This is a genomic window from Chryseobacterium sp. LJ668, assembly GCF_019613955.1.
Taxonomy (GTDB): domain Bacteria; phylum Bacteroidota; class Bacteroidia; order Flavobacteriales; family Weeksellaceae; genus Chryseobacterium.
Window position 1 is genome coordinate 940,297 of sequence record NZ_CP080443.1, and the last position, 25,818, is coordinate 966,114.

Here is a 25,818-nt window from a genome sequence, read left to right on the forward strand (position 1 = left end):
GATTGGAATGATTATTTTTTTCATGGTTTGATTTTAGTGTTTGTAGTTGTATTTAAATTCTTTCAGGACTTTTCCCGCAGCATCGTTTTCCCTGATCTCCTTTAACCGATTTGCTAAATCATAAAGGTAAACCTCTTTGATTCCAGATGGCGGAGTGATGCTTGTTACTCCGATCAATGAATCATACGTATATGTCATGATCTGCGCTCCCTCCAAGCCTGAATGTCTCCTGAAAGCATCCAATGCATCAATCAGTGCAGGTTCATTCGACGGATTCGAAGCGTCCAGATCAGAAGCTGCTACAATCGCTGACGCCAGACTGCTAACTACAGAATATGGAAGACCACTAACCTTTGCTATAGGCTGAGTCTGATTATATCCCCAGATAATGGCCGTAGGGATTCCATCCTTACTCGTGTACTGTAAAAGATTGCCCCTGCTGTCGTATTGATCGTAAGTCAATTCTGTAGAAGAGGTATTCTGAAAATCAAATGATAAAACTGAACTTGGAAACAAGTGAGCAAGGTTATCATATTTCGTTTCGGTTTTAGAAATGATCTTCCCCGGATCAGAAGAACTATGTTTTTTAAGAACCGAAATTTCCAGAGGAATTCCTATCATATTAGCATTGATAAGTCTTGTGTTTGATTTTTCGGGAGCATATTGATTGGACGTAGTAATTGACTCACCATCTGATGATGTTTGACTAATCAATGTAGGATAATCATTTGAATTGTACTGGTATAATTTTGTAGTCTTCGTAAACCTCTGGTTGGGAAAATAGTTGATTATTTCATGTTTTGCCAAATTGGTTTTTCCTATAATTTCCTTCTTTGTGTAATAGGCTATAAAATTATAGGAATCTTTTGTTTGTGTAAGACAATAAGTCCTGTATGGATGATTAACCATCATTTGCCCATCAATAATTATACTTTGATTATCATGTGCATTTTTATATTCCTCGTACGTTTTAAAAACTGATCCATACAAAAATTCACTGTAAGCAGGCATTGGGATAAATCTTAAACCAATTCCAGTCGGCATACTTTCAATAAGCGTTTCATTATATTCAAATACTTCCTCAACAATCGGATTTGCTTCATTTTCCCGGTATACTTTTTTATTAAGGAGGTTCCCCCTTCTAAAATCATAGTTTTCTGCTGGAAGAAAAGGAGGTAGAAATGTTGGCAATGTTAGGTTAGGAAAGTCAATTGGTGATGAAAATTTTAATAATGTTTTTCCATTACCTGCTTCTTTTTGAACAACATACTGATAACCTACGTCACCCCCTTTTGTTTTCTGAACATTCAAAAAATTATCTTTTGATAAGGTATTCAAAACATTATTACCTTCATAATAATAAGGATAGTCGGGGATTACATAATAAAAAAACTTATAATGATAATAATCTTTATAGCTGTAAAAAGGTTTTGGAAATACGAGGGCTCCGCTACTTTTTTTAGGATTGTCCAAACTTTCATAAGAATACTCCGTCATTTTTGAAGGAGGTGTCAACGGCCCATTATTTTTATCAAAATATTTAATGTTTTTTATCCGCACGCCGCCACCAGGTAAAAATCGGTAATCATTCGTATTTTTAACTTTGTAAAATGAATTCACCCAAACGCTGAAATTAGAAACACTTCCTGCTGAGAATCTTTCTAGTTTAAAATAATATTCCCCTGGTTGTAATATTTTAGGATCAATCACATAGCTGCTTGTATTTCCTGAACCAAATCCTGGTCCCGTCATCGCTACAGTGGTATAATTGTTTCCATTTTTTTTTACCAAACTAAGATTCCAAGCATAATTGTTTTGATTTAGAACATCAAAATTAAAATCAAAAGAAACATTTACAGCATCTAAAATTGAAAAAGCAAACTTATATCCGGAATTAAAATTAGTAAAATTAACATTTGAGGAGGCGGGATCCCAATTAAGTTCATTTCCGTCATAATTTGTTATTTCAACAGTATCCGGAGAACCGTTTTCTGAATCTGGCTGGTAACTGTATGTATTTGCCTCATAATCAAATTCCACCTTTCCTTTTGTAGGGAGCGTCATAGATTTTAATTGTCCTGCACTAATACATTCCTCACGATAAGAATAACCCCCATCATTACATTTTAAATATTTCCATTCATCTTCAGTCATTTGAAGCTGATAGGGATAGTATTCCAAATTGTAATTATAAATTTCATTATTATTTTTGTCAATTTTTTTTACATTGTAGAGATTTAGCCTGCTCATTGAATCATATCCATTATCATAATTATGGAAAAACACATTCTTGTCTATTAAGTTTGCAGCTGAATCAAATGTTTTAATTTCTTTTAAACGAGGAAGATTGCCAATGAGTGATCCGTCGTAGTTAGAATCCTGACGTCCAAAATCGTATTCAAAAGTCAATTTCCCTCTGTCTTTTATAATAATTTCTTGTAATGGTCTTGTTCTAGTAGTAACCATATTTGAACTGCTCTCTTCTATTTTAGGTAGTGATGAGTTTGCGGAAGACAATTGATCAGAATTAAAAGTCAATGGTATTTCATAACCTCTATTAATCTTTGAAATGTTCACTATATTTATTTCTTTTTCCGGATAATAATTGAGAGAAACAAATTCTTGATCATAAGAATTTCTTACGGAACTCATGTGATAACTGCTAACATACTGATTGTTAGATCCTGAATTTATATTATCACCTGATAAAACATTCTGCGAATATGAAAAATAGCTTGTGTTTGAAATTTCTTTAATATCAAATATAAATTTGTTACCAAAATCATCTGTAATTTCAAAAAAGTTGATCGTATCCAGTGAATGCACACAAGTTATTTTTAAATTATTCTTTTCCAAAGAAACGGGAGTCAGTACACCATTTTTTTTAACCACAATAAACCTCCCAGTATAATTTAAAAAATTATATTGATACAAATCATAGCTGGTGTCAAATTTATTTTGGTAGAATGCTTCATATAATAGTTTTCGATAATTATCATCATCCAATAAAAGTTGATTGGAAGAGGGAGAATTTTCTATTGCTTCAAGAAATTTTTTTGTATAATTTCTGTTAGCACTTTGTACACCAGATGTTTCATCTAAATAGATTCCAGATTTCCTTTTTGTAGTAAGATTTGCAAATGACATAGTTTCAATTTCATCCGGAAGATCAATCACGGTTCTAGAAATTGTTCCTCCCGCAAAAAGACTCCATCCTATTCCAGCTTCACTGGCTCTATTTTCGGGTTTAAGATTTAAAGAATGGTACTTTAAACTTAAATTGATATTAACATTACTCAATCCTGTTGACATTGAACTGATAGGTATGGAAACATCAGGAACACCAGTATAATGGCTTACAGGAACTTCTTCAAATTTCATAAGATTGTTAACAGATGGAGCAGGAGGAATTACGTTAGGAATATGATTGGTTACTTCTTGTGTTTTGAAATTGTTTATAATTGTAAGGTAAAAAATTGTAGATAATATTATCTTCTTCATTATTGATTATAATTTGTAGTTGTATTTGTATTCTCTTAGGATTTTTCCTGCTGCGCTATCTTCTCTGATTTCCTTGAGCCTGCCGGAAAAATCATAAAGATAAACTTCTCTTATTCCTGAAGGCGCAGTAATACTCGTTACACCGACTGACGGATCATAGGTATAGGTTGTAATCTGAAAACTAGATAGACTGCTGTTCTTACGGAAGTTATCCAAAGCAATAATCAGGGCTGCTTCTGCAGAAGGATTTGCAGCATCCAGATCAGACGCATCAACAATTGAGGACACTAATGAGTTGGCTACAGCATCTAGATCACTACCTACAATCTTTGCAATAGGCTGAGTTTTATTATATCCCCAGATAATGGTCGTGGATATACCGTCTTTTGTGGTATACTGCTGAAGATTTCCTTTAGTATCATAATTGTCATAAGTCACTTCTGTAGAAGAGGTCAAAAGGAAATCTGTAGCATTGATCTTTAATGGCAATGTAAATCCTGAAGTCTTGGTATCTGCATCAAATTGAGATATGGGATACAGAGTTTCCGTTTTGGAAATGGTTTTACCATTTTTTTTAGTCTCTGTTTGTAAAGGTATACTGACAATATTTTTACCGACAAGAAATGGATTCATTTCCGGTCCGTATTTATAGTGAGTTTCGTTCAAAATATTATCTGATGAGATACTGCTGCTTTTTTTCAGGTAATCCATTGGGTTATACTCATAATTTTCATTCGTTACCAATGTTTTACCATTAGGGAAATATTGAGTTTTTTCAGAAGAGATCAGATTCGTTTTACCTACAATTTCTTTTGAAAAATAAAAGTAGATGAATGATAACGGATTGACCGAATTCCCATTGCTGATGTATATTGGCATAAAAAGCTGCTTAAGTAACAGTTGTCCATAGCAGTTTTAAAAACTGCATAAGAATCAATATCGGAGGTATTAAACCTGTTAAAAATGAAATTCTTTCGTGCAAGAAAATTAATTCCGGTTATTTCAGTGACAAAACTGTCATTATAGATATTATTTTCCTGATATACCATATTATTAGCTGCATCAAAAACTTTTTTATTCATCAAATTTCCTCTTCGATAGTCAAAATTAGATGCATATGCTCCCGGAGGTGACATAGAAAAATAATTAAATAAAGAATTGGGGCTGTCAATAGGGCTTGAGAATTGATGCATTGTCCTCCCCTTTGAAACCACAGCATTAGTAACTGTGTAATCAATGTCCTTCACAGATATATATTTATAGCCAACGTCTGCACCTCTTGTTTTCTCGGGGGAAAGTAGATTTTTTGTTGATATGGTATTGTAGGTCATTTCAAGGGTGTGCGGAATCATTAATTGAGAAGCGGGATCAATGCACATATAAAAATTATTATAGTATTCTTCAAACTGAAAAACCGGCACAGGAAACACCAGTGCACCGCTGCTTTTGGAAGTATCTGTAATATCATTGTATTCATATAATTTCTTTTTCTGTACACTGCTTGCATCGTTAAGAAATGCTATTTCTTTGATTCTGATACCGCCGCCATATAAAAAATTTTCTGTGTGATTATGCTTCCTGTAATAAGCCATGAAGCCCGCAGTAAAGTTGGTTGGAATAGGATTTTGTGGCATATTGCCGGATACTGTGGATAATACCGCATAAAATTTACCGGCCGGAAAATTCCTTTTTTGCCATGTAATGTAATTAGGATCTGCATCTACGATAGGGCCTAATGCCTGAATGCCAGTACCCTCTAGCTGGCCTGTAGATTCGTTAAGCTTATAGAAATTTAATGCCCAGGGTTCACCCGTATATGCACCACCACCAGAATTAAACGTTATTTCCTGAGGTTCCGTTATTGTGAAAAAATGCAGTGGGCTTTGACCAAAGTTATTGATGATAATAGAAGCAGAAACGGTATCCCAATTTCTTAAATTTGATGAGTAGTCGGTAATCTCTTCAATAGGATTAGCTGATGGATCTTGGCTAACTGTTGTAGAACGAGGTTTGTAATTATAGGTATTTAACTCATAGTTATAGCGAATTTCACCACCGGTGGGCAAGGTCATTTTTGTAAGAACATCTTTTTCTATGCATCCGGGAGAAGGTTCAAACATTGTGTTGGGAGAAATAATATCTAAAATCTTAGTATTCTGTACACATCGGTAGTGACCCCATAGGTCTCCCCTTAACTCGTCATCAGAGGAATTAAATACAAATTTTTTACCATTGCCTCCATAAAATAAGCCGTAAGAATGATCACTTTGCAGATTTTTGTCAAGAATATTTACCTTGCTTAAAACCATTTTACTCTCAATATTCTGACTATATGTATAAACAAAATTAAACTCCCTGATTAAGTTATTGCCATAATATCCTTTTGTTGTAATCTTAGACAATTTTTTGTGATTGTTTGGTAAAGCAACATTAGTGTCTTGTCGGTTACCCGTATATTCAAAATAAATTTTTACACGGTCTGTTACTTGTATGTTATCCAAAAATCTAGTACCTGTCGTATTAAGAAAGATGGATGTTTCTTCATTCGCAGGAAAAGTTGTTTCTATATCAGTGTAACAAGGAGAATATGCTAAGGTGTTTTCATAAGGATATTGTTGCCCTCTTCTTTTAAAAATCGTTGTTGACTGAGCAATCTCAACGGCGGTATAATTAAATTTTAATAATTGTTTGGTGTCCTCATACACTTCACTGAGATAAAACCCTGTATTTAAATTATGGTAATCCAAACTCTCATTCGTATTGACATTTCCCGAATTGATAGAATTAATAAGATATGAACGTGAAGACTTTTCAATGACATCAAAGATATATTTCAGCCCTTTATCGTCAATAATTTCAAATTTGATAGGACTTTTTTCTGTATTGAAGAAGAAATTAATTTTTAGGTTATTCTTGTCTAGTTTTACCAATTGCAACTGACCTGTAGTTTCGTCTTTTTTAATGAAAAATCTTCCGGTATACCCCATGAAATTATATTGATACATATCATAACTATTGTCAAATCTGTTAAATAAAACAGATTCAAAAATTTGTCGTTTCGCCTTTTCTGTATTAAGTCCGGAGCCGGTACCATTCAATAAATAATCTTTTACGATATTAAAATTATTCTCCTTTTCAGGAAGTGTATTGTAGTACATCCCATATTTTTGATCGCTATGGGTAGATTCGTCCGGTAAATCCCGAATCGTACGTGAAATCATCCCTCCGGCAAAAAGACTCCAACCCAAACCATATTCTGAAGCAACATCATCGACTTTTGCACTCAACGGATGATAGTTTAAGGATACATTAAGATTGAGTTTTGAGCTGTTGGTATTAAAATCTCCGATAGGAATGTTTACATCAGGTATACCGGTATAGAGACTTACAGGCACTTCTTCAAACTTCATCAAAGAACTTACTCCCGGGCTCTGAGGCATACTTCTGTTTAATTCTTCAATATAATTTTTTCCCTGTCCCTTTACAGTGAATAGAAAGCTACACAATAAAAGGAGACCTAACTTGATTGTCAAATTCTTCATTTGTGTTTTATTTCTTTATAATTTTAGCATTCGCAGTTTTATTCGTATCCGTTTTTATGGTCACCAGATACGCCCCCTGAATCAGATTCTGCGTATTAATCTTGGTCACTTTATTTTTAGTTTTTAAACTTTGCAGCTGTCTTCCGCCCATATCGTAAATCGTGATCTCCGCTTCCTTAAAATCGAAGCCTATTTCCACATAACAATAGTCAGAAACAGGATTCGGGTAGATCTTGATATCCTGCTTTTCAATCAGCTGATCCAATTGCTTATCTCCTAATTTTACGATCTTCCAGTTTTCTTTGCCTAGTTCTTCTGCACTTGTTCCTGCCAGAATGATCGAGCCGTCTCTGTTGAGTTTGATATCCGATAACCGTTCTTCTCTTTTTCTCGATTCTCCTTTTACATGTTTTCTCCACTGTTCATTACCGTCTTGGTTCAGATACAGCATCCAGAATGTTTCGTCATCGGTTTCTATTCTTCCTTCTGCCTGCGTGTAACCACCAAGTAAAATACCCTGAGTTAAATCTTTATTCTTTGCTCTTTCATCTTTCCTTTGAATCACATTCATTCCCATCAAAATATCCCGGTTCTTGAAATTGTAGGATTTCTGCCATTGTTCATCCCCTTTTTCATTTAATGAAATCAGCCAGATATCGGTTCCTTCTTCAATGCCCGCTGTTTTGTTTCCTGATCTTTCGGATCTTGATTCACCGCCAACAATATATCCTGTAGAAGTCATCGCTAAAGTTCTCAAATGGTCATCTCCTTTTCCTCCGAAATTCTTCTCCCATTCTACTTTTCCATCTTTATTGAGCTTGATGATCCAGTAATCGCCTTCACCGAAGTTTTCCGTTTTCTTTGATCCGCCGGTATTGCTTCGAGAATAAATTCCCAGTAAAGCGCCACCGTCAATGGTTGGAATCATCTTTTCCACTTCATCCAGACCTTTTCCGCCTAAAATGATCTGTGACAGTTCTTTTCCGTTTTTATCCAGCCTTGAGATCAGAACATCTTTTGATCCGTAACCTTTCGCTGCATTCTGAACATTTCCGGAAACAAAAAAGCCAAAATCTGTAGTCTGAATCACTGCTTTTGCTTCTTCATCCTGAGCCGAACCCAGTGTTTTCTGCCACAGCTCATCTCCGAATTCATTGATCCTGATCAGCCAGATATCAGAGCCGCCTTTGGCATCCTCTTTTTTGTCTAAACTTTTACCGGAATAAGATGTCCCTGCCAAAAGAAAACCTCCTTCCTGCGTTGCAACGGTAGCTGAAAGAAAGTCATGGTTCTGTCCTGAGAAATATTTTTCCCAGACTTCTTCACCCTGCTGGTTGAGCTTCACCAAATGAAAATCGTAACCGTTGTTTTGTTTGTTTTCGGAAGTCAGTTTTTTTGCCTGAATGGAGCTTCCTGTGATGAGATACTGCTGATCAATAGTCGTGGTGACCTGCGAGAGAAAATCCTGTGTAGAGGATTTGATGTCTTTCTGCCACACCACTTCCTGGGCGCACAGTACAGCAGCAGTGCATATCAAAAATGCACCCGTGTAGAGTTTTTTCATCATTATGTATTTTTATGGTTTGTTATTAATTTTTTGCGAATTTATCTTTTTTTTAATATATACTACAATAGTTTTAACTAAATGTAATACGATGTAATTATTTAATGCAAAGCTAAATGGGTAATGCGACAAAACTTGACGTGTTTTTATATTGTTTTTAAAATGAAAAAATGTGAATATAAAGTCATTATTAACATTTAAAGTATCATGATTTAAAACAAAACTTCCAACTCCGTTTCCAAAGTTAGAAGAATATGCAAACCTTTATTTGATAATGGTTTCAATTAATTATTTTTTGATAAATATATTATTTTTTTGGTAAAAAAACTTCAGCAAGCATGCAACGGGCACTTCCTCCACCGTTTATTTCAATCGTATGAAGATCTGAATAGATGATCTCACAGTATTTTTCAATCCTTGAAATTTGTTGCGGATTTAAAGACTGATATGCAGTCTGGCTCATAACCAGGAATTTTTCGCCTTCTTTATTTTGTACCTGAAGCATATTTCCTGCAAACTGCTGCATCTGCTTTTCTGAAATTTCGATGATCTCTTTACCTGAATTTTTAATGGTTTCAATAACTTTACTTCTTTCAAGCTCACTATCAATACAATCTAAACAAATCACAACAAACTGATCTGCAACACACATCATCACATTGGTATGATAAATCGGAAGCCTTTCTTTACCTACCGTCTGAAATGAATGAAAAACAATGGGTTGAAAATCATATTTTTTGCAAAATTCTCTGAATAAATTTTCATCTAATCTTAAAGAAACCGATCCGTAAGCTATTTTATGGTCATGATCAAAAATCATACTTCCCGTACCTTCCAAAAAGTGACCCTGAATTTCCGGTAACGACCAATCATCGATCTCTGTAACTTCATAACCCTGTTTCTGTATGCTTTCAATGATATCTTCTCTTCGCTCTACTCTTCGGTTTGACGCAAACATAGGATATACCACGACTTTCCCGTCTTTGTGAAAACTTACCCAGTTGTTTGGGAAAATAGAATCCGGCGTGTGCGGATCTATAGTGTCTTGAACGGTAATGACATTAATGCCTTTGCTTTTCAGTTTTTCAACAAAAATCCTGAATTCTGCTAAAGCTTTTGACTGAATATCTGCACCTTTCTGCTCGATCTGAAAGTAATTATTTTCTGCTGTTTCTGCATTGTAACCGAATGCGATCGGCTCTATCATTAACACTGTATCTGTTGTCTGCATTGTTGCTTTATTTAATTTTCTTCTTTAATTAAAAATGTGTGGATTGGAAAAGATAAAAGATCAAAATTTTGAGAGAGATCGATTTTATATTTCTTACCTGTCACTGTTTCTGCTTCTACTTCTAGAGCTGTAAAATACTTTAGTATTTTTTCACTGCGTGTCATTATTTTAGGTGTTCTTAAAAATTCTTTTTTCACATCTATTGACGCAGAATAATCATTTCTAATTTCAGCCATACCATTTGCATTAAAATGCAACATCACGTAGATTACTACATTATTTTCGTCAATGTTATATCTATCAAAATTATTTGTTAAACTTTTATTCAATTTTTCACCAAATAATATTGATGGAGAATAATTTTGCATATTGAAAAATATATAATTTCTTTTGACAGAGCAAGTCATGGCATGTGTTCTAACTCTATGTAAATTTTTTCGATAAACTAAAATTCCGTCTTTAATTTTGTATATAGATTTATTATGAAATTTTCGGTTAATCACCTTTCCTTTTCCATCATATTTTCTTTCTTCCCAAAGAATCCATTCATTAAAAGTATTTTGATAATTTTTGTAAATAATTTCTTCTTTTATACGCTCTTGTTCATCATAAAAAACTTCTCTAAAAGGTAAGCCTGCATATTCCAACTTTTCACTTACTTTTTTTCCATTTTCTTTATGAATAATAAAAACGGAGTCTTTTTCAATCCTAATATTTTGATGATCAGGGTAATTTTCAAAATGGTATTTCGTGACTTTATAATCTTTCTTTAGAATGGAATCTATGGTATAATAATCAGCAAATATTTTTTTCTTTACTTCACTTTGATTGAAATACTTTTTGCTCCAAAATTTTCCGTTATCGTAGGTCTCTTGATAACTTAAATCAGAATTTTCGTGATTAAAAAAGTATTTTGTTCTGAAAACATATAGAGAATCATTTTTCTCAATATCATAATTGTAGGTTTTCTTTTCTTCATACGAAGTATTGTTAAAAATAACTTTTGTCCATTCATTAAAAATTACAATCCCCTTATTATTAATTATTTTTGAAATCTGATTGATGTAATTATCTTTAAAATTCAGCTTAAAATGCTGCTGCCAATTATTTTTGACTGACTTCACAGAGATTAATCGATCTTTATCATCAAAATCATAGTATTCTGTATTCAGAGAATCTTTGACAAGAATAGATTTGTCTGAAATTAATTCAATGGATCTGAGAATTTTATTGCCTTGTTTTAGCTTTAGTGCTTTAATTTTATTTTCTTTTAAACCTTTAATATCTCCATATAAAACTTCTCCCCAGTTGAGTTTTTGCTGAGAAAAGGTTTTGTTGACAGATAACAAAAGAAAAAAGAAAAGTAATTTTCTCAAAATCGTACTTTATATTATTCTCTTACCAGTGGCATTGTCGAACATCTTAAAAGCCCTCCCATCTTAGAAATCTCTCTGTAAGGAATTTCTTCTACGATCATTCCCCATTCATTTCTCAGGTGATTGTTCATTCTTGTAAATGCTTTATCCGAAACAACAACTTCCGGGGAAATTGAGAAGATATTCGGGCACATTTCAAACATTTCGTTATCAGTAACGTAAAAGCAGTTTTCTTCACCAAATATATCGATGATCAACTGATAATCGCTTTCGTCCACAAAACCATTTCTGTAAATGATGCATTTATCTGTTCCGATCGGGTTGAAAGTGCAGTCTAAATGCAAAATTCCCTGATAAGGTTCTTTGTCGTTTTTCTTTAGTTCAAAATCAAGAATTCTCTTTTTAGGAAAATATTCTTTCAGAATTTCAATAGCATATTCGTTGGTCCTGGCTGTTTTATAATTTCTGTAATCCTGTGAAAAGCAGGTTCCTATAAAAAGAAAATCATTCCACACGATAACATCTCCACCTTCGATATGGGCTGTATCGGGTAGGTTGATGATATCGCGCCATTTTACCTTTTCAAAAATCGAACGGTACGCGTCCTGCTCGTCTGCACGATCTGCAATGACATTGGAAATAATCATCTTATCGTCGATGACAAACGAAACATCTCTGGCAAAAACCTGATTGTAATCTTTAATGATACTAGGACGTAAAACTTCTACATCATATTTTTTCAGCACCTTTTCAAAAGCTTCCATTTCATCAATAATATCTTTTTCTTTCGGATAGATATTGTGCTGAATAGAATGATATGATTTTGCATCATAGCTTTCTTCTAAAGTAGGATCCGGACCCATCGAATTGGGCTGTCCCAAAACCACAGATTTCAGTCTGCCGGTTTCGTTTTTGATATTTAGTTTCATAAAAAATACGTCTAATGTCTTAGCTTTTATTTAAAGCATGAGTTACATAGCATGAGCCACAAATATAATTAAAGAAGATTGAAGTCAAAAATTTAATATTCAATAAAATGAATGTGGCTATAAATAACAATTTTTTCTTTAAAAAAGATGAATATTCATCTTTTAATGGATGTTATTTTTTTTTTAATGCTGCGGGAGTAATATTATACGAAAGAAATTAAATTTCTATTGTAAAGGTGTCGCTCCTACGGAGCTTCCAAAATTTCGCCCCCCACAAGACTAGGTTCGCCAATCTTAAGTTGAATATCTTGAATTTCTTTTTAACCAGACCTGCAAATTTAATTTCTGAAGATCGAAATATTTTAATCTTGGGTTCATAAAAAATCCCGAAGTAAAAACTCCGGGATCTAGATTTATACGAGAAAAACAATTATCTGTTTGCAATATCAATATAATCTCTTTGCTGAGCACCTTGGTAAACCTGTCTTGGTCTTCCGATCGGGTCTCCTTTTAATCTCATTTCTTTCCACTGAGCGATCCATCCCGGAAGTCTTCCTAATGCGAACATTACAGTAAACATTTCTGTAGGAATTCCTAATGCTCTGTAGATAATTCCTGAATAGAAATCTACGTTTGGATATAATTTTCTTTCGATGAAGTAATCATCTTCAAGCGCTACCTTCTCTAACTGCATTGCAATATCAAGCGCTTTGTCTTCGATACCTAGTGCAAGTAATAAATCGTCTGCCGCTTTTTTGATAATTTTTGCTCTCGGGTCGAAGTTTTTGTAAACTCTGTGTCCGAAGCCCATCAAACGGAAGCTGTCATTTTTATCTTTCGCTTTTTCCACCCATTTGTTAACGTCTCCACCATCTTTTTCAATCAATTCAAGCATTTCGATAACCGCTTGGTTTGCTCCACCGTGAAGCGGACCCCAAAGTGCAGAAATTCCTGCAGAAACTGAAGCAAAAAGGCCCGTATGAGCAGAACCTACCATTCTTACTGTAGATGTAGAACAGTTTTGCTCATGGTCAGCGTGAAGAATTAATAGCTTATCTAATGCACCCACTACCACTGGATTGATTTCGAAATCAGCATTTGGTTGTCTGAAAGCCATTTTGTAGAAATTCTCTACATAGTTTAAGCTGTTATCTCCATGGTTTAATGGTAAACCAAGAGTTTTTCTATAAGTCCAAGCTGCAAGGTGAGCAAATTTAGCAATCAACAATTCTGCAGCAAGATCCATCTCTTCTTTTGACTGTACATTAACAGCTTTAGGGTTAAAAGCAGTCAAAGCAGAAGTAAGAGAAGATAAAACTCCCATTGGATGTGCAGAACGAGGGAAAGCATCGATGATTTTTTTCATCTCCTCTGCTACGAAGTTATATTTTTTGATATTACCGTTGAAGGTATTAAACTGATCTGTTGTAGGTAAATCACCGTGTAACAAAAGGTACATTACTTCTGTGAAATTAGACTTTTCAGCAATTTGCTCGATTGGATAACCTCTGTAGAACAATTCTCCTTTATCTCCGTCTAAATAAGTGATTTCACTAAGTGTAGCACCTGTATTTTTATACCCTAAATCTAAGGTAATGAGTCCGGTCTGGTCTCTTAATTTTGAAATATCTATTCCTCTGTCTCCGATTGTACTATCTACGATAGGATATTCATACGAATTACCGTCATAATTCAATATAACTTTGTTGTCTGACATTATATAATATTTTATTTAAATTTCTTAAAAATACACAAAAAACAGCAATACTAAAAAAGTTTGCTGTTTTTTTTGTCTTATTTTATCTTTTTATTTTGAAAGCATCTAATCCCGGGAAGTAAGCAGTATCACCCAAAGCTTCTTCTATTCTCAACAGCTGATTGTACTTCGCCATTCTGTCTGATCTTGAAGCAGAACCCGTTTTGATCTGACCACAGTTCATTGCAACTGCTAAATCAGCAATTGTAGAATCTTCAGTTTCACCTGATCTGTGAGACATTACCGATGTAAACTTGTTGTGCTGAGCCATTTGTACCGCTGCCATCGTTTCAGAAAGAGAACCAATTTGATTTACTTTAACCAAAATTGAATTTGCAATTCCTTCGTCAACTCCTCTTTTAAGTCTCTCAACATTGGTTACGAATAAATCGTCACCTACCAACTGTACTCTGTCACCAATTTTATCGGTTAACATTTTCCAACCTTCCCAGTCATTTTCGTGCATCCCGTCTTCAATGGAGATGATTGGGTATTTATTTGCCAATTCAGCTAAGTAGGAAACCTGCTCGCTGCTTGAAAAATGTGCTGCATCCGGAGTTTGGAATTTTCTGTAATCGTACACTCCGTCTTTGTAGAATTCTGAAGCGGCGCAGTCTAATGCAATCATCACATCATCACCAGGTTTGTAACCTGCTTTTTCGATAGCCTGAAGCAAAGTATCCAAAGCGTCTTCAGTTCCTGCAAAAGTGGGTGCAAAACCACCTTCATCACCTACTGCTGTTGACAAACCTCTTGAGTGAAGAATCGCTTTTAAATTGTGAAAGATTTCAGTTCCTTTTCTCAAAGCATGAGAGAAAGAATCTGCTTTTACCGGCATTACCATAAATTCCTGAAAAGCAATCGGAGCATCTGAGTGAGAGCCCCCATTGATCACATTCATCATCGGTACCGGAAGTGTATTGGCGTTAACACCACCAATATATTTGTATAAAGGCATTTTCAGTTCAGCAGCAGCAGCTTTTGCAGCAGCTAAAGAAACACCAAGAATGGCATTAGCACCAAGATTTCCTTTGTTTTTCGTTCCGTCTAATTCGATCATGATCTGATCCAAAAGATTCTGATCATACACCGGAAGCCCCACCAATTCGGGAGCAATTACTTCTCTTACATTTTCTACAGCTTTAGAGACCCCTTTCCCCATCCACTCAGAACCGCCATCACGCAATTCTACTGCTTCATGCTCTCCGGTAGATGCTCCCGAGGGTACTGCAGCACGACCCATCGTACCGTTTTCTGTAAATACATCCACTTCAACTGTAGGATTCCCTCTTGAATCCAAAATTTGTCTCGCTTCTATGTAAGAAATGTAACTCATTTTTTGTTTATTTATAGTTCAGACAAATTTAATCAAAATTTAACTTTTTTCATTATTTAAGGTGCTGCATTTAGGCATTTGTGAGTTAAATTTTAGTTAATTTTACAAGCATAATTAAAGAATGTATTTAAAAAATTAAATCTTATGATAAAAAAAGGTATTACATTGCTTCTATTGTCTTTTTTGATTGTTGCCTGTAAAAAAGAGGGAAATAAAGGAATTGTACAGACAAATCCTGAGAATCAGATAATTATTGCGGATAATGGAAAGATAGATTCTACGATTGGTTACAATGTAGACGTAAATGGTAAAAAAACAATAAAAACAGATTATGTGTACAAAGCAACTGATGGCACTTTAGTTAAAGTTGTTTTTAATTATGATCCTAAAGAAAGTTCGATATCAATTACCAATAACAAAAAAACATTTACGCTGGATAAGGTAGAATCTAAAGGAAATGAAACTATTTATGAGAAAGATGAGATGAAAGCTAAAGTAAAAGGTGACAGTCTTATTCTGCATCAGGGTGAAAACGTTATTGAACTTGAAAAAACTAAAATTTAAGACAAAAAAAACCGTTCAGATTTCTGAACGGTTTTTTTTATATATCTGATTGAATATTATTCACCAGCTTTTTCTTCTGTAGAATCAGTTGTTTCTGCCTTAGGCTCTTCAACTTTTTGACTCTTTGCAGTCGTCGAATCTGCGATTTCTTCAACTGCTGGAGTTGCTTCAACAGCTACTTTTGCAGTAGAAGCAGATCTTCTACTTCTTCTTGTCGTCTTCTTCTCCTCAGCATTAGGATTATAAAGCTCATTGAAATCAACTAACTCGATCAAAGCAGTATCTGCAGCATCACCAGGTCTGAAACCAGTCTTGATGATTCTCGTATAACCACCGTTTCTTTCGGCGATTTTCGGAGCTACAGTTCTGAATAATTCAGCAACCGCTTCTTTACTTTGAAGATATGAAAAAACAATTCTTCTATTGTGTGTAGTATCTTCTTTTGCTTTTGTTAATAGAGGCTCAACGTATACTCTTAAAGCTTTCGCTTTAGCTACAGTAGTGTTGATTCTTTTATGCTCAATCAGAGAACAAGCCATATTAGAAAGTAACGCGCTTCTGTGAGAAGCTGTTCTTCCTAAGTGATTGAATTTTTTACCGTGTCTCATTATTATTTAATTATCAGCGTCTAATTTATATTTTGCAACGTCGAAACCGAAGTTAAGACCTTTTGAATGCACTAATTCTTCTAGTTCTGTCAAAGATTTTTTACCAAAATTTCTGAATTTCATCAAATCAGACTTACTGTAAGAAACCAATTCTCCCAATGTTTCAACTTCAGCCGCTTTCAGACAGTTCAGGGCTCTTACAGAAAGATCCATATCTGCTAATTTTGACTTAAGAAGTTGTCTTGTGTGAAGAGTTTCCTCATCGTATTGGATAGATGCTTTCACAGCTTCAGTCTCCAATGTTATTCTCTCATCAGAGAACAACATGAAGTGATAAATCAATATCTTAGAAGCTTCTGTTAAAGCATTCTGAGGGCTTATAGAACCGTCAGTTTCAATATCTAATACTAATTTTTCGTAGTCTGTCTTTTGCTCTACACGATAATTCTCAACACTATACTGCACTTTTTTGATTGGCGTAAAAATAGAGTCAATAGCAATAGTACCTACAGGTGCATTGTTTGATTTATTAAGATCAGAAGGCACATACCCTCTACCCTTCTCTACATTAAACGTAATTTCGAAAGTAACATCTGTATTTAGGTTACAGATCATCAATTCTGGATTTAAAATCTCAAAACCGCTGATCGACTTTCCTAAATCACCAGCTGTAATTACTGTCTGACCGGAAACTTTGGCAACAACCTGCTCATTCGTCTGGTTTTCTGCCGTAGCTTTTAATCTTACCTGCTTAAGGTTAAGAATAATTTCGGTAACGTCTTCAATTACTCCTGGAATCGTTGAAAATTCGTGCTCTACACCTTCTATTTTGATAGATGAAATAGCGTATCCTTCCAGAGAAGAAAGCAACACTCTTCTCAAAGCATTACCGATTGTAAGCCCGAAACCTGGTTCTAAAGGTCTGAATTCGAATTGACCTTTAAATTCATCAGAGTTAAGTAGAATTACTTTATCGGGTTTTATGAATTGTAAAATTGCCATATTATTGGGTTGAGCAAAAATTTGATTAAAAAATTATTTAGAGTAAAGTTCGACGATAAGCTGTTCCTTGATGTCTTCCGGGATTTGGATTCTCTCAGGAGCAGATACGAATGTACCTTGCTTCTTCTCATCGTTGAATTGTAACCAATCGTAGTTTGCTTTAGAAGCTAAAGAATCAGCAATTACCTCAAGAGATTTTGATTTCTCTCTTACAGCGATTACGTCTCCTGCTTTTACCAAATAAGAAGGGATGTTTAAGATCTCACCATTCACTGTAATGTGTCTGTGAGAAGTTAATTGTCTTGCTCCAGCTCTCGTTTTAGAAAAACCTAATCTGTAAACAACATTATCCAATCTTGATTCGCAAAGCTGTAATAAAACTTCACCTGTTACGCCTTTACTTCTGTGTGCTTTTTCAAATAAGTTAGCAAACTGTCTTTCTAAAATACCGTAAGTATATTTAGCTTTCTGCTTTTCCATTAACTGAACAGCGTACTCAGATTTTTTTGCTCCTCTTCTTTTATTAACACCGTGTTGTCCTGGTGGTTGGTTTTTTCTTTTCTCGAAGTTTTTATCGTCTCCGTAGATTGCAGCGCCAAACTTTCTAGCAATCTTAGTTTTTGGTCCAATATATCTTGCCATAATGGGTAAATTCTAAAAATTAAACTCTTCTTCTTTTTGGTGGTCTACATCCATTGTGTGGCATCGGCGTTACGTCAATAATTTCGCTCACCTCAATACCTGAATTGTGAATTGTTCTGATTGCAGATTCTCTACCTGCACCCGGACCTTTCACATACACCTTTACTCTTCTTAAACCAGCTTCGTGAGCCACGTTTGAGCAATTCTCCGCTGCCATCTGAGCAGCAAATGGAGTGTTCTTTTTAGAACCTCTGAAACCCATTTTACCGGCAGAAGCCCAAGAGATAACTTCTCCTGCTTTATTTGTTAAAGAAATGATGATGTTATTGAAAGAAGCTTGTATATGCGCTTCACCAATAGCTTCAACTTTTACTTTTCTTTTTTTAACTACTTTAGTTTGTTTTGCCATAATTCCTAACGATTATTTACTTGCTTTTTTCTTGTTAGCAACTGTTTTTCTCTTTCCTTTACGGGTTCTAGAGTTGTTTTTCGTTCTCTGGCCTCTTAAAGGTAGTCCTAGTCTGTGACGTATTCCTCGTTGGCATCCTATGTCCATCAATCGCTTGATGTTCAATTGCACTTCAGATCTAAGCTCACCTTCTACTTTAATGTTTTCGGTGATGTAATTTCTGATTGCAGCCAATTCATCGTCATTCCATTCGTTGACTTTCTTGTCTTCGCTGATACCGGCATTTTTCAGGATCTCAGAAGAAGTACTTCTTCCAACACCATAAATATAAGTTAAACCGATAACACCTCTTTTGTTTTTTGGTAAATCAATACCTGCAATTCTCGCCATAATTTAATATTAGCCTTGTCTTTGTTTAAATTTTGGGTTCTTCTTGTTGATTACGAAAAGCACGCCTTTTCTGCGTACAATTTTGCAATCAGCACTTCTTTTTTTAATTGATGCTCTAACTTTCATTTGAAATATATTTATTTTTTTAATACTGAAAAAATGGAATTTTGCAATTTCATCTGATCGTATTTATTTTTTAACAAGAGCCAAATGGAAATCAGAAGATTCCATTTGGCGGTTGTTTAATATCTAAATGTAATTCTCCCTTTGGTTAAATCGTAAGGAGACATTTCAAGTTTTACCTTATCACCGGGTAAAAGTTTAATATAATGCATTCTCATTTTACCGGAGATATGAGCGATAAGAATATGCCCATTCTCAAGTTCTACACGGAACTGCGCGTTCGAAAGTGCTTCCGTAATAACGCCGTCCTGCTCAATATGTTTCTGTTTTGCCATAAATTAATATCCAGTCGATCTTGATAGTTTAGACTGCATTAAGCCATCATAATGATGATTCAGCAGATAAGTGTTAATCTGTTGAACTGTATCTAGTACCACCCCAACCATAATTAGCAACGAAGTTCCGCCAAAAAATAAGGCGAACGCATCTGTCTGAACAAGGCTTCCATGCACTATAGCCGGAAGGACTGCAAAGATAGATAAAAATATTGCACCTGGCAAGGTAATTTTTGATAAAATATCATCTAAATAATCAGCTGTCTCTTTACCTGGTCTTACTTTTGGTACCAAACCTCCATTCCTCTTTAAATCATCAGCCATTTGGTTCACCGGAATTGTAATTGCGGTATAGAAAAATGAAAAGATAATAATCAATAGTGCAAACAATACATTGTACTGCCAGCTAAAAACATTTTTGAAACCTGCAAGAAAAGTATTTGATTCGTCAAATTTTGTCAATAAGCCGGGTACAAACATTAATGCCTGAGCAAAAATGATTGGCATAACCCCTGCCGCATTTACTTTTAATGGAATCCACTGTCTTGCTCCCTGCATAAGATTTTTATTAACACCTCCTCTTGCTTGAGCTCTGCTTACATACTGAATAGGGATTTTTCTTACCGCAACAGATAGTACTACTGCTAAAAGAACAACCAGCATCCAGAATATCACTTCAATAAGGATCATGATAGAACCCAATCCTCCTTTTCCGTTTTGTACTGCGATTTCCTGTACAAATGCTTCTGGTAATCTAGATAAAATACCTACCATAATAAGGATAGAAATACCATTTCCAATACCTTTATCGGTAATTTTTTCACCTAACCACATGGCAAATACAGAACCACCTACCAAGATTACAATACTTGGCAACCAGAACATAATAGAATTGGGGTCTACAAGATATGCAGACTGGAACTGAGCATACGGTAGGAATAACTGAGTAATAGAAGTTAAATAAGATGGTGCCTGTACAAGACAAACCCCAATTGTTAACCATCTAGTAATTTGATTCAGTGTATTTCTACCTGATTCTCCGTCTTTTTGAAGTTTCTGAAGATAAGGGATAGCCATCCCCATCAACTGAACGATAATAGAAGCAGAAATATAAGGCATTATACCTAAAGCCATCACGGAAGCGTGGCTGAAAGCCCCACCTGTAAACGACGAAAGCAAGCCAAGGAGACCTGCTCCCTGCTTGTTACCGCCTTGACTTTTATAATGCTCCAAGAGATCTCCTACTTCTGCAAGGTTAATTGCAGGTAGAGAGATGAAAGATGCGAATCTATACACAAGGATAATACCTAAAGTAAAGAGAATCTTATCTCTTAATTCTTTAAGGCTCCAAATATTCTTAAGGGTTTGTATAAATTCTTTCATTAGTAATATTATAAGGTAATTGCTTTTCCACCTGCTTTAGAAATAAGCTCTTCAGCAGATTTAGTGAACTTGTCAGCAGAGATTGAAACCGCAGATTTCAATTCTCCTCTCCCCATAATTTTCACTATTTCTTTCTTAGTAGCCAGACCGTTTTCTACCAAAACTTCTTTTGTAATATCTCCTGTTAAAGATTTAGTATCAATTAGATTTTGAATATCATCCAGGTTAATAGCTCTGTATTCTTTTCTGTTTACGTTTTTGAAACCGAATTTAGGTAATCTTCTCTGCAAAGGCATTTGACCCCCTTCGAAACCGATTTTTTGAGAATAACCAGCTCTAGCTTGCTGACCATTGTGACCTTTCCCAGCTGTACCGCCTTTTCCACTACCTTGTCCTCTACCAATTCTTTTTGAACTAAAAGTAGAACCTGCTGCAGGTCTTATGTTGTTTAAATTCATTTTAAAATTATTTTAAAAATTATTTTTGAACTTCAAGTAAGTGACTAACTGCAGCGATCATTCCTAAAATTGAAGGAGTAGCTTCGTGCTCTATAACTTGGTGAAGTCTCTTAAATCCTAATGCTTCAAGCGTTCTCTTTTGGGTTTTTGTTCTACCAATAGCGCTTCTTACTTGTTTTACTTTAATTGTTGCCATTGTATATATATTAACCGTTAAACACTTTACTTAGAGAAACTCCTCTCATTCTTGCAATCTCTTCTGGTCTTCTGATGTCTAACAATGCTTTGAAAGTTGCCTTTACCACATTGTGAGGGTTTGAAGATCCTTTAGATTTTGAAAGGATATCGTGAATACCTGCAGATTCTAATACCGCTCTTACCGCACCACCGGCGATAAGACCTGTACCGTGTGAAGCAGGTCTCATGAAGATATCTGCACCACCATATCTAGCAGCAGTCTGGTGAGGAATGGTGTGATTCATTACAGGAACTTTCACAAGATTTTTCTTAGCATCTTCTACTGCTTTTGCAATAGCAGAAGCTACTTCTTTAGATTTTCCTAAACCAAAACCGATAGTTCCGTTTTCGTCTCCTACAACAACAATTGCAGAAAATCCGAAAGCTCTACCCCCTTTAGTTACTTTTGTTACCCTGTTTACGGATACGAGACGATCTTTTAATTCTAATCCTCCCGGTTTTACTCTTTCTATATTATCTAGTCCTAACATATTTTCCGAAATTTAATGATTAGAATTTAAGTCCTCCTTCTCTCGCACCGTCAGCTAAAGCCTTAACTCTACCGTGATATACGAAACCGTTTCTATCAAATACAATAGCTTCAATCCCAGCAGCAATAGCTTTGGCAGCAATAGCTTTACCTACAGCAGCAGAAATTTCACTTTTAGTACCGTTAGCATCCACACCTTTTTCTCTCGAAGAAGCTGAAGCTAAAGTTTTACCATCTTTATCGTCTATTAACTGAGCGTAAATTTCCTTATTACTCTTGTATACAGATAATCTTGGCAATTCAGAAGATCCAGAGATTTTCCCTCTTACTCTTCTTTTTATTCTTATTCTTTTTTCTAATTTACTTAGTGCCATTTTCTTAAAATTTATTAAGCAGATTTACCAGCTTTACGTCTAACATTTTCTCCTACGAATCTTACACCTTTTCCTTTGTATGGCTCAGGCTTTCTGAATGAACGGATCTTTGCAGAAACCATCCCAAGAAGTTGCTTGTCAAAAGACGTTAAAGTAATAATTGGGTTTTTACCTTTTTCAGTCAATGTATCGATTACCACTTCTTTTGGAAGTTCTAATACAATACCGTGAGAGAATCCTAAAGCTAACTCAAGTTTCTGACCTGAGTGAGAAGCTCTGTATCCTACTCCCACTAGTTCCAACTTTTTAGTGAAACCTTCAGCAGTTCCAATAATCATGTTGTTGATCAACGCTCGGTATAAACCGTGTAGCGCTTTGTGTTGTTTAGACTCAGATGGTCTGCTGAATGTAAGCACACCGTCTTCTTGTTCTAAAGTAATTCCTTCTGTAAGCTCCTGGATAAGTTCTCCTTTTGGACCTTTTACAGTTACTACCCCTTCATTTTGAGTTACAGTAACACCAGCTGGAATAGTTATAATTGATTTACCAATTCTTGACATTTTCCTTTGATTAAAAATTAATAAACATAGCAGATTACTTCACCGCCTACTTTTTCTTCTCTAGCTTTTTTATCTGTCATTACTCCTCTAGAAGTTGAGATAATTGCTACACCCAAACCGTTCAATACTCTTGGAAGTTCTGTAGAACCTTTGTATTGTCTTAAACCTGGTCTTGAAGCTCTCTGGATAGATTTGATTGCAGGCTTGCTTGTTTGCTTGTCATACTTAAGAGCGATTTTGATTGTCCCTTGAACAGCGCTATCTTCAAACTTGTAGTTTAAGATATACCCTTGATCAAATAAGATTTTCGTAAGCTCCTTTTTGATTTTCGATGCAGGAATTTCCACCACCTTGTGGCCTGCGCTTTGTGCGTTCCTTACTCTTGTCAGGAAATCTGAAATTGGATCTGTTACCATTTTTCTTTTTTAAATTATTGGTTAAAGACAACCAGTATTGAAAAGACTTGAAGATTAAAATATCAGACTTCAGAAAACTTCGGTCTGATATTTATTTCTTTAGTATCTAGACAACTTAATTGTCCTATTTTTTAATGAGTAATTATTACCAACTGGCTTTTTTCACTCCCGGGATAAGACCGTTGTTGGCCATTTCTCTGAAAGTTACTCTAGAAATACCAAAGGTTCTCATGTAACCTCTTGGTCTCCCTGTCAATTTACATCTGTTGTGTAATCTTACAGGAGAAGCATTTTTAGGTAATTTTTGAAGTCCTTCGTAATCACCAGCTTCTTTCAACGCTTTTCTTTTCTCAGCGTATTTAGCTACAGTAGCTTCTCTTTTGCGCTCACGCGCTTTCATTGATTCTTTAGCCATTTCTTAGTTCTTTTTGAAAGGTAAACCGAAGTGAGTTAATAATGCTTTAGCTTCTTTGTCTGTTTTCGCAGTTGTAACGAAAGTAATATCCATTCCTTGGATTTTCTTTACTTTGTCGATTACGATTTCAGGGAAGATAATTTGCTCAGTAATACCTAAGTTATAGTTACCTCTACCATCGAAACCGTCAGCTTTGATACCAGAAAAATCTCTAATACGTGGTAAAGCAGAAGAAGTCAATCTGTCTAAGAATTCGTACATTTTCTGAGCTCTAAGAGTTACCTTAGCGCCTACAGGCATACCTTTTCTTAATTTGAAAGCAGCTTCATCCTTTTTTGAAATAGTACCTACGGCTTTTTGCCCGGTAATATTTGTAAGTTCTTCAACAGCATAATCGATGATTTTTTTATCAGCAGTAGCGTCTCCTAAACCTTGAGATAAAATAATTTTCTCTAATCTTGGTACCTGCATTACTGATTTGTATCCGAATTCTTCCATCATTGCTGGAACAATCGTTTCTTTGTATGCTTTTTTGGGTCTTGCTATATATTCCATGTGTTATTTAAAATTATAAAGTTTCACCCGTTTTTTTGTCGATTCTTACTTTCTTATCTCCGTCGATTTTGTAACCAACTTTGATAGCTTTTCCGTCTTTATTAACTAAAGCTATGTTTGAGATATGAATAGAAGCTTCCTTTTCTGTAATTCCTCCTTGAGGATTTGAAGCTGAAGGCTTAACGTGTTTCTTAACGATGTTTAGTCCTGCAACGATTACTCTAGGGTCTTTTCCTTCTTTTTTGATCACTTCAATAACTTCACCCGTCTTCCCTTTAAGTTCTTTCTTACCGGTCATTACGATCACGTTATCTCCTCTTTTTATTTTTAACTTTGACATTTTTTTTAAAATTTTAAATATTAAAGTACTTCAGGAGCTAATGAAATGATTTTCATATATTCTTTGTCTCTCAACTCACGAGCCACAGGTCCGAAAACACGTGTTCCTCTCATTTCTCCTCCAGCGTTTAGTAAAACACAAGCATTGTCTTCAAATTTGATGTAAGATCCATCTTTTCTTCTAACTGCTTTTTTCGTTCTTACTACTACCGCTTTTGATACTTGACCTTTCTTAGCGTTTCCTGATGGTGTAGAATCTTTAATAGTAACTACGATTTTATCACCAACTGAAGCATATCTTCTTCTGGTACCTCCCAGAACTCTGATCACTAGTACTTCTTTAGCACCCGTGTTATCAGCAACTTTTAATCTTGATTCTGTTTGTAACATTACTTAGCTTTTTCAATGATTCTTACTAATCTCCATCTCTTGCTCTTGCTCAAAGGTCTTGTTTCTGTAATCAATACAGTATCTCCTTCTGTGCATTCGTTGTTCTCGTCGTGTGCAGTATATTTTTTCGTTTTCAAAACGAATTTACCGTACATCGGGTGCTTTACTCTTGTAGTTTCACTAACAACAATAGTTTTTTCCATTTTATTGCTGGAAACCACTCCGATTCTTTCTTTTCTTAAATTTCTATCCATTGTAAAAAGGATTATTGTTTGTTAGTTAACTCAGTGTTTAGTCTTGCGATTGTCTTTCTCAAATCTCTGATTTGGATTGGATTTTCAAGTGGACTGATTTTGTGAGCCAATTTCATTTTGGTGAATTCAGCCGTAGCCTCAGCCAGTTTTGCTTGAATATCTTCAGCGCTTAGATTTTTAATTTCAGCTTTTTTCATTGTTTCAGAGATTAAAGAGGTTTAACAAAATCGTTAGCAACTACAAATCTGGTAACTACCGGTAATTTCTGTGCAGCAAGTCTTAAAGCTTCCTTTGCGATATCGTAAGATACACCTCCGATTTCGAACATAATTTTACCAGGTTTTACTACAGCTACCCAATATTCTACAGCACCTTTACCTTTACCCATCCTTACTTCGGCTGGTTTTTTAGTAATTGGCTTATCCGGGAATATTTTGATCCATAACTGACCTTCTCTTTTCATATATCTTGTCGCAGCGATACGAGCGGCTTCGATCTGTCTAGCAGTAATCCAAGCACCCTCTGTAGCTTTGATTCCGAAAGTTCCGTAAGCAAGTTGATTACCTCTTTGAGCAATCCCCTTCATCTTCATCTTGTGAACTCTACGGAATTTGGTTCTTTTTGGTTGTAACATAATTT

General features: G+C 35.1%; 31 protein-coding genes. 1 reads left to right on the plus strand and 30 read right to left on the minus strand.

Translation table 11 applies throughout. From position 1 onward, the window contains the following. Window positions 1-33 precede the first annotated feature (33 nt). The 9 genes from K0U91_RS04450 to eno form a co-directional block, all read right to left on the minus strand. Window positions 34-3,501 carry a hypothetical protein gene (locus K0U91_RS04450; protein WP_220180811.1) on the minus strand — a complete coding sequence of 1,156 codons (3,468 nt, stop codon included), beginning with the start codon at window positions 3,499-3,501 and terminating at the stop codon, window positions 34-36. Between the two features lie 6 nt (window positions 3,502-3,507). Further along, window positions 3,508-4,380: a hypothetical protein gene (locus K0U91_RS04455; protein WP_220180812.1), complete on the minus strand. Its 873-nt coding sequence runs from the start codon at window positions 4,378-4,380 to the stop codon at window positions 3,508-3,510. Further along, the gene (locus K0U91_RS04460; protein ID WP_220180813.1) at window positions 4,302-7,043 is read right to left on the minus strand and encodes a hypothetical protein; all 2,742 of its coding nucleotides are present in this window, start codon (window positions 7,041-7,043) and stop codon (window positions 4,302-4,304) included. Before K0U91_RS04460 ends, K0U91_RS04455 begins: the two co-directional genes overlap by 79 nt. Before the next feature lie 7 nt (window positions 7,044-7,050). Then, on the minus strand, window positions 7,051-8,607 hold the full coding sequence (locus K0U91_RS04465) for a T9SS type A sorting domain-containing protein (RefSeq protein WP_220180814.1): 1,557 nt from the start codon (window positions 8,605-8,607) through the stop codon (window positions 7,051-7,053). Between the two features lie 307 nt (window positions 8,608-8,914). Beyond that, entirely contained in the window at window positions 8,915-9,838 is a 924-nt protein-coding gene (gene ctlX, locus K0U91_RS04470) for a citrulline utilization hydrolase CtlX (RefSeq protein WP_220180815.1), read from the minus strand. An 11-nt stretch (window positions 9,839-9,849) separates the two neighbouring features. After that, window positions 9,850-10,962: a hypothetical protein gene (locus K0U91_RS04475; protein ID WP_220180816.1), complete on the minus strand. Its 1,113-nt coding sequence runs from the start codon at window positions 10,960-10,962 to the stop codon at window positions 9,850-9,852. A 266-nt stretch (window positions 10,963-11,228) separates the two neighbouring features. After that, on the minus strand, window positions 11,229-12,143 hold the full coding sequence (locus K0U91_RS04480; protein ID WP_220180817.1) for a dimethylarginine dimethylaminohydrolase family protein: 915 nt from the start codon (window positions 12,141-12,143) through the stop codon (window positions 11,229-11,231). Window positions 12,144-12,573: 430 nt separating this feature from the next. Further along, window positions 12,574-13,860 carry a citrate synthase gene (locus K0U91_RS04485; RefSeq protein ID WP_219971517.1) on the minus strand — a complete coding sequence of 429 codons (1,287 nt, stop codon included), beginning with the start codon at window positions 13,858-13,860 and terminating at the stop codon, window positions 12,574-12,576. Window positions 13,861-13,942: 82 nt separating this feature from the next. Next, window positions 13,943-15,235 carry a phosphopyruvate hydratase gene (eno, locus tag K0U91_RS04490; RefSeq protein ID WP_220180818.1) on the minus strand — a complete coding sequence of 431 codons (1,293 nt, stop codon included), beginning with the start codon at window positions 15,233-15,235 and terminating at the stop codon, window positions 13,943-13,945. A 144-nt stretch (window positions 15,236-15,379) separates the two neighbouring features. Here eno and K0U91_RS04495 point away from each other — a divergent pair, with 144 nt between their 5' ends. Further along, on the plus strand, window positions 15,380-15,799 hold the full coding sequence (locus K0U91_RS04495) for a hypothetical protein (RefSeq protein ID WP_258561937.1): 420 nt from the start codon (window positions 15,380-15,382) through the stop codon (window positions 15,797-15,799). Window positions 15,800-15,855: 56 nt separating this feature from the next. Here K0U91_RS04495 and rplQ read toward each other — a convergent pair whose 3' ends face one another. The 21 genes from rplQ to rplP form a co-directional block, all read right to left on the minus strand. Continuing rightward, on the minus strand, window positions 15,856-16,407 hold the full coding sequence (gene rplQ / locus K0U91_RS04500) for a 50S ribosomal protein L17 (RefSeq protein WP_219971513.1): 552 nt from the start codon (window positions 16,405-16,407) through the stop codon (window positions 15,856-15,858). 6 nt (window positions 16,408-16,413) lie between these two features. Then, entirely contained in the window at window positions 16,414-17,409 is a 996-nt protein-coding gene (locus K0U91_RS04505) for a DNA-directed RNA polymerase subunit alpha (RefSeq protein WP_219971511.1), read from the minus strand. 33 nt (window positions 17,410-17,442) lie between these two features. Further along, the gene (gene rpsD, locus K0U91_RS04510) at window positions 17,443-18,051 is read right to left on the minus strand and encodes a 30S ribosomal protein S4 (protein ID WP_219971509.1); all 609 of its coding nucleotides are present in this window, start codon (window positions 18,049-18,051) and stop codon (window positions 17,443-17,445) included. A 19-nt stretch (window positions 18,052-18,070) separates the two neighbouring features. After that, window positions 18,071-18,460, minus strand: a complete 390-nt coding sequence (rpsK, locus tag K0U91_RS04515; RefSeq protein ID WP_219971508.1) for a 30S ribosomal protein S11 — start codon at window positions 18,458-18,460, stop codon at window positions 18,071-18,073. Between the two features lie 12 nt (window positions 18,461-18,472). Beyond that, window positions 18,473-18,850: a 30S ribosomal protein S13 gene (gene rpsM / locus K0U91_RS04520; RefSeq protein ID WP_219971507.1), complete on the minus strand. Its 378-nt coding sequence runs from the start codon at window positions 18,848-18,850 to the stop codon at window positions 18,473-18,475. Window positions 18,851-18,859: 9 nt separating this feature from the next. Then, on the minus strand, window positions 18,860-18,976 hold the full coding sequence (gene rpmJ / locus K0U91_RS04525; RefSeq protein WP_007839480.1) for a 50S ribosomal protein L36: 117 nt from the start codon (window positions 18,974-18,976) through the stop codon (window positions 18,860-18,862). Window positions 18,977-19,092: 116 nt separating this feature from the next. After that, on the minus strand, window positions 19,093-19,308 hold the full coding sequence (gene infA / locus K0U91_RS04530; RefSeq protein WP_034684855.1) for a translation initiation factor IF-1: 216 nt from the start codon (window positions 19,306-19,308) through the stop codon (window positions 19,093-19,095). A gap of 3 nt (window positions 19,309-19,311) precedes the next feature. Beyond that, window positions 19,312-20,691 carry a preprotein translocase subunit SecY gene (gene secY, locus K0U91_RS04535; RefSeq protein ID WP_219971506.1) on the minus strand — a complete coding sequence of 460 codons (1,380 nt, stop codon included), beginning with the start codon at window positions 20,689-20,691 and terminating at the stop codon, window positions 19,312-19,314. 8 nt (window positions 20,692-20,699) lie between these two features. Next, window positions 20,700-21,149 (minus strand): 50S ribosomal protein L15, encoded by a 450-nt coding sequence (gene rplO / locus K0U91_RS04540; RefSeq protein ID WP_219971505.1) that lies wholly within the window; start codon window positions 21,147-21,149, stop codon window positions 20,700-20,702. 19 nt (window positions 21,150-21,168) lie between these two features. Further along, window positions 21,169-21,345: a 50S ribosomal protein L30 gene (gene rpmD / locus K0U91_RS04545; RefSeq protein ID WP_162087521.1), complete on the minus strand. Its 177-nt coding sequence runs from the start codon at window positions 21,343-21,345 to the stop codon at window positions 21,169-21,171. A gap of 10 nt (window positions 21,346-21,355) precedes the next feature. Then, on the minus strand, window positions 21,356-21,877 hold the full coding sequence (gene rpsE, locus K0U91_RS04550) for a 30S ribosomal protein S5 (RefSeq protein ID WP_219971504.1): 522 nt from the start codon (window positions 21,875-21,877) through the stop codon (window positions 21,356-21,358). A gap of 19 nt (window positions 21,878-21,896) precedes the next feature. After that, on the minus strand, window positions 21,897-22,250 hold the full coding sequence (gene rplR, locus K0U91_RS04555; RefSeq protein ID WP_129535104.1) for a 50S ribosomal protein L18: 354 nt from the start codon (window positions 22,248-22,250) through the stop codon (window positions 21,897-21,899). 14 nt (window positions 22,251-22,264) lie between these two features. Further along, window positions 22,265-22,810 carry a 50S ribosomal protein L6 gene (rplF, locus tag K0U91_RS04560; protein WP_220180819.1) on the minus strand — a complete coding sequence of 182 codons (546 nt, stop codon included), beginning with the start codon at window positions 22,808-22,810 and terminating at the stop codon, window positions 22,265-22,267. Between the two features lie 17 nt (window positions 22,811-22,827). Next, complete coding sequence (gene rpsH / locus K0U91_RS04565) at window positions 22,828-23,226, minus strand: 30S ribosomal protein S8 (RefSeq protein WP_219971502.1); 399 nt, start codon at window positions 23,224-23,226, stop codon at window positions 22,828-22,830. A gap of 145 nt (window positions 23,227-23,371) precedes the next feature. Then, on the minus strand, window positions 23,372-23,641 hold the full coding sequence (gene rpsN, locus K0U91_RS04570; protein ID WP_047442254.1) for a 30S ribosomal protein S14: 270 nt from the start codon (window positions 23,639-23,641) through the stop codon (window positions 23,372-23,374). Between the two features lie 3 nt (window positions 23,642-23,644). Continuing rightward, on the minus strand, window positions 23,645-24,196 hold the full coding sequence (gene rplE / locus K0U91_RS04575; protein WP_076557471.1) for a 50S ribosomal protein L5: 552 nt from the start codon (window positions 24,194-24,196) through the stop codon (window positions 23,645-23,647). Window positions 24,197-24,209: 13 nt separating this feature from the next. After that, window positions 24,210-24,536, minus strand: a complete 327-nt coding sequence (gene rplX, locus K0U91_RS04580) for a 50S ribosomal protein L24 (RefSeq protein WP_220180820.1) — start codon at window positions 24,534-24,536, stop codon at window positions 24,210-24,212. Between the two features lie 20 nt (window positions 24,537-24,556). Continuing rightward, complete coding sequence (rplN, locus tag K0U91_RS04585) at window positions 24,557-24,925, minus strand: 50S ribosomal protein L14 (protein ID WP_034684837.1); 369 nt, start codon at window positions 24,923-24,925, stop codon at window positions 24,557-24,559. Then, window positions 24,925-25,179 (minus strand): 30S ribosomal protein S17, encoded by a 255-nt coding sequence (gene rpsQ, locus K0U91_RS04590; RefSeq protein WP_027383312.1) that lies wholly within the window; start codon window positions 25,177-25,179, stop codon window positions 24,925-24,927. Before rpsQ ends, rplN begins: the two co-directional genes overlap by 1 nt. An 11-nt stretch (window positions 25,180-25,190) precedes the next feature. Continuing rightward, complete coding sequence (gene rpmC, locus K0U91_RS04595) at window positions 25,191-25,376, minus strand: 50S ribosomal protein L29 (protein WP_219971500.1); 186 nt, start codon at window positions 25,374-25,376, stop codon at window positions 25,191-25,193. Between the two features lie 11 nt (window positions 25,377-25,387). Further along, a complete protein-coding gene (gene rplP, locus K0U91_RS04600) occupies window positions 25,388-25,813 on the minus strand; it encodes a 50S ribosomal protein L16 (protein ID WP_219971499.1) in 426 nt (141 codons plus the stop codon). Window positions 25,814-25,818: the final 5 nt, after the last annotated feature.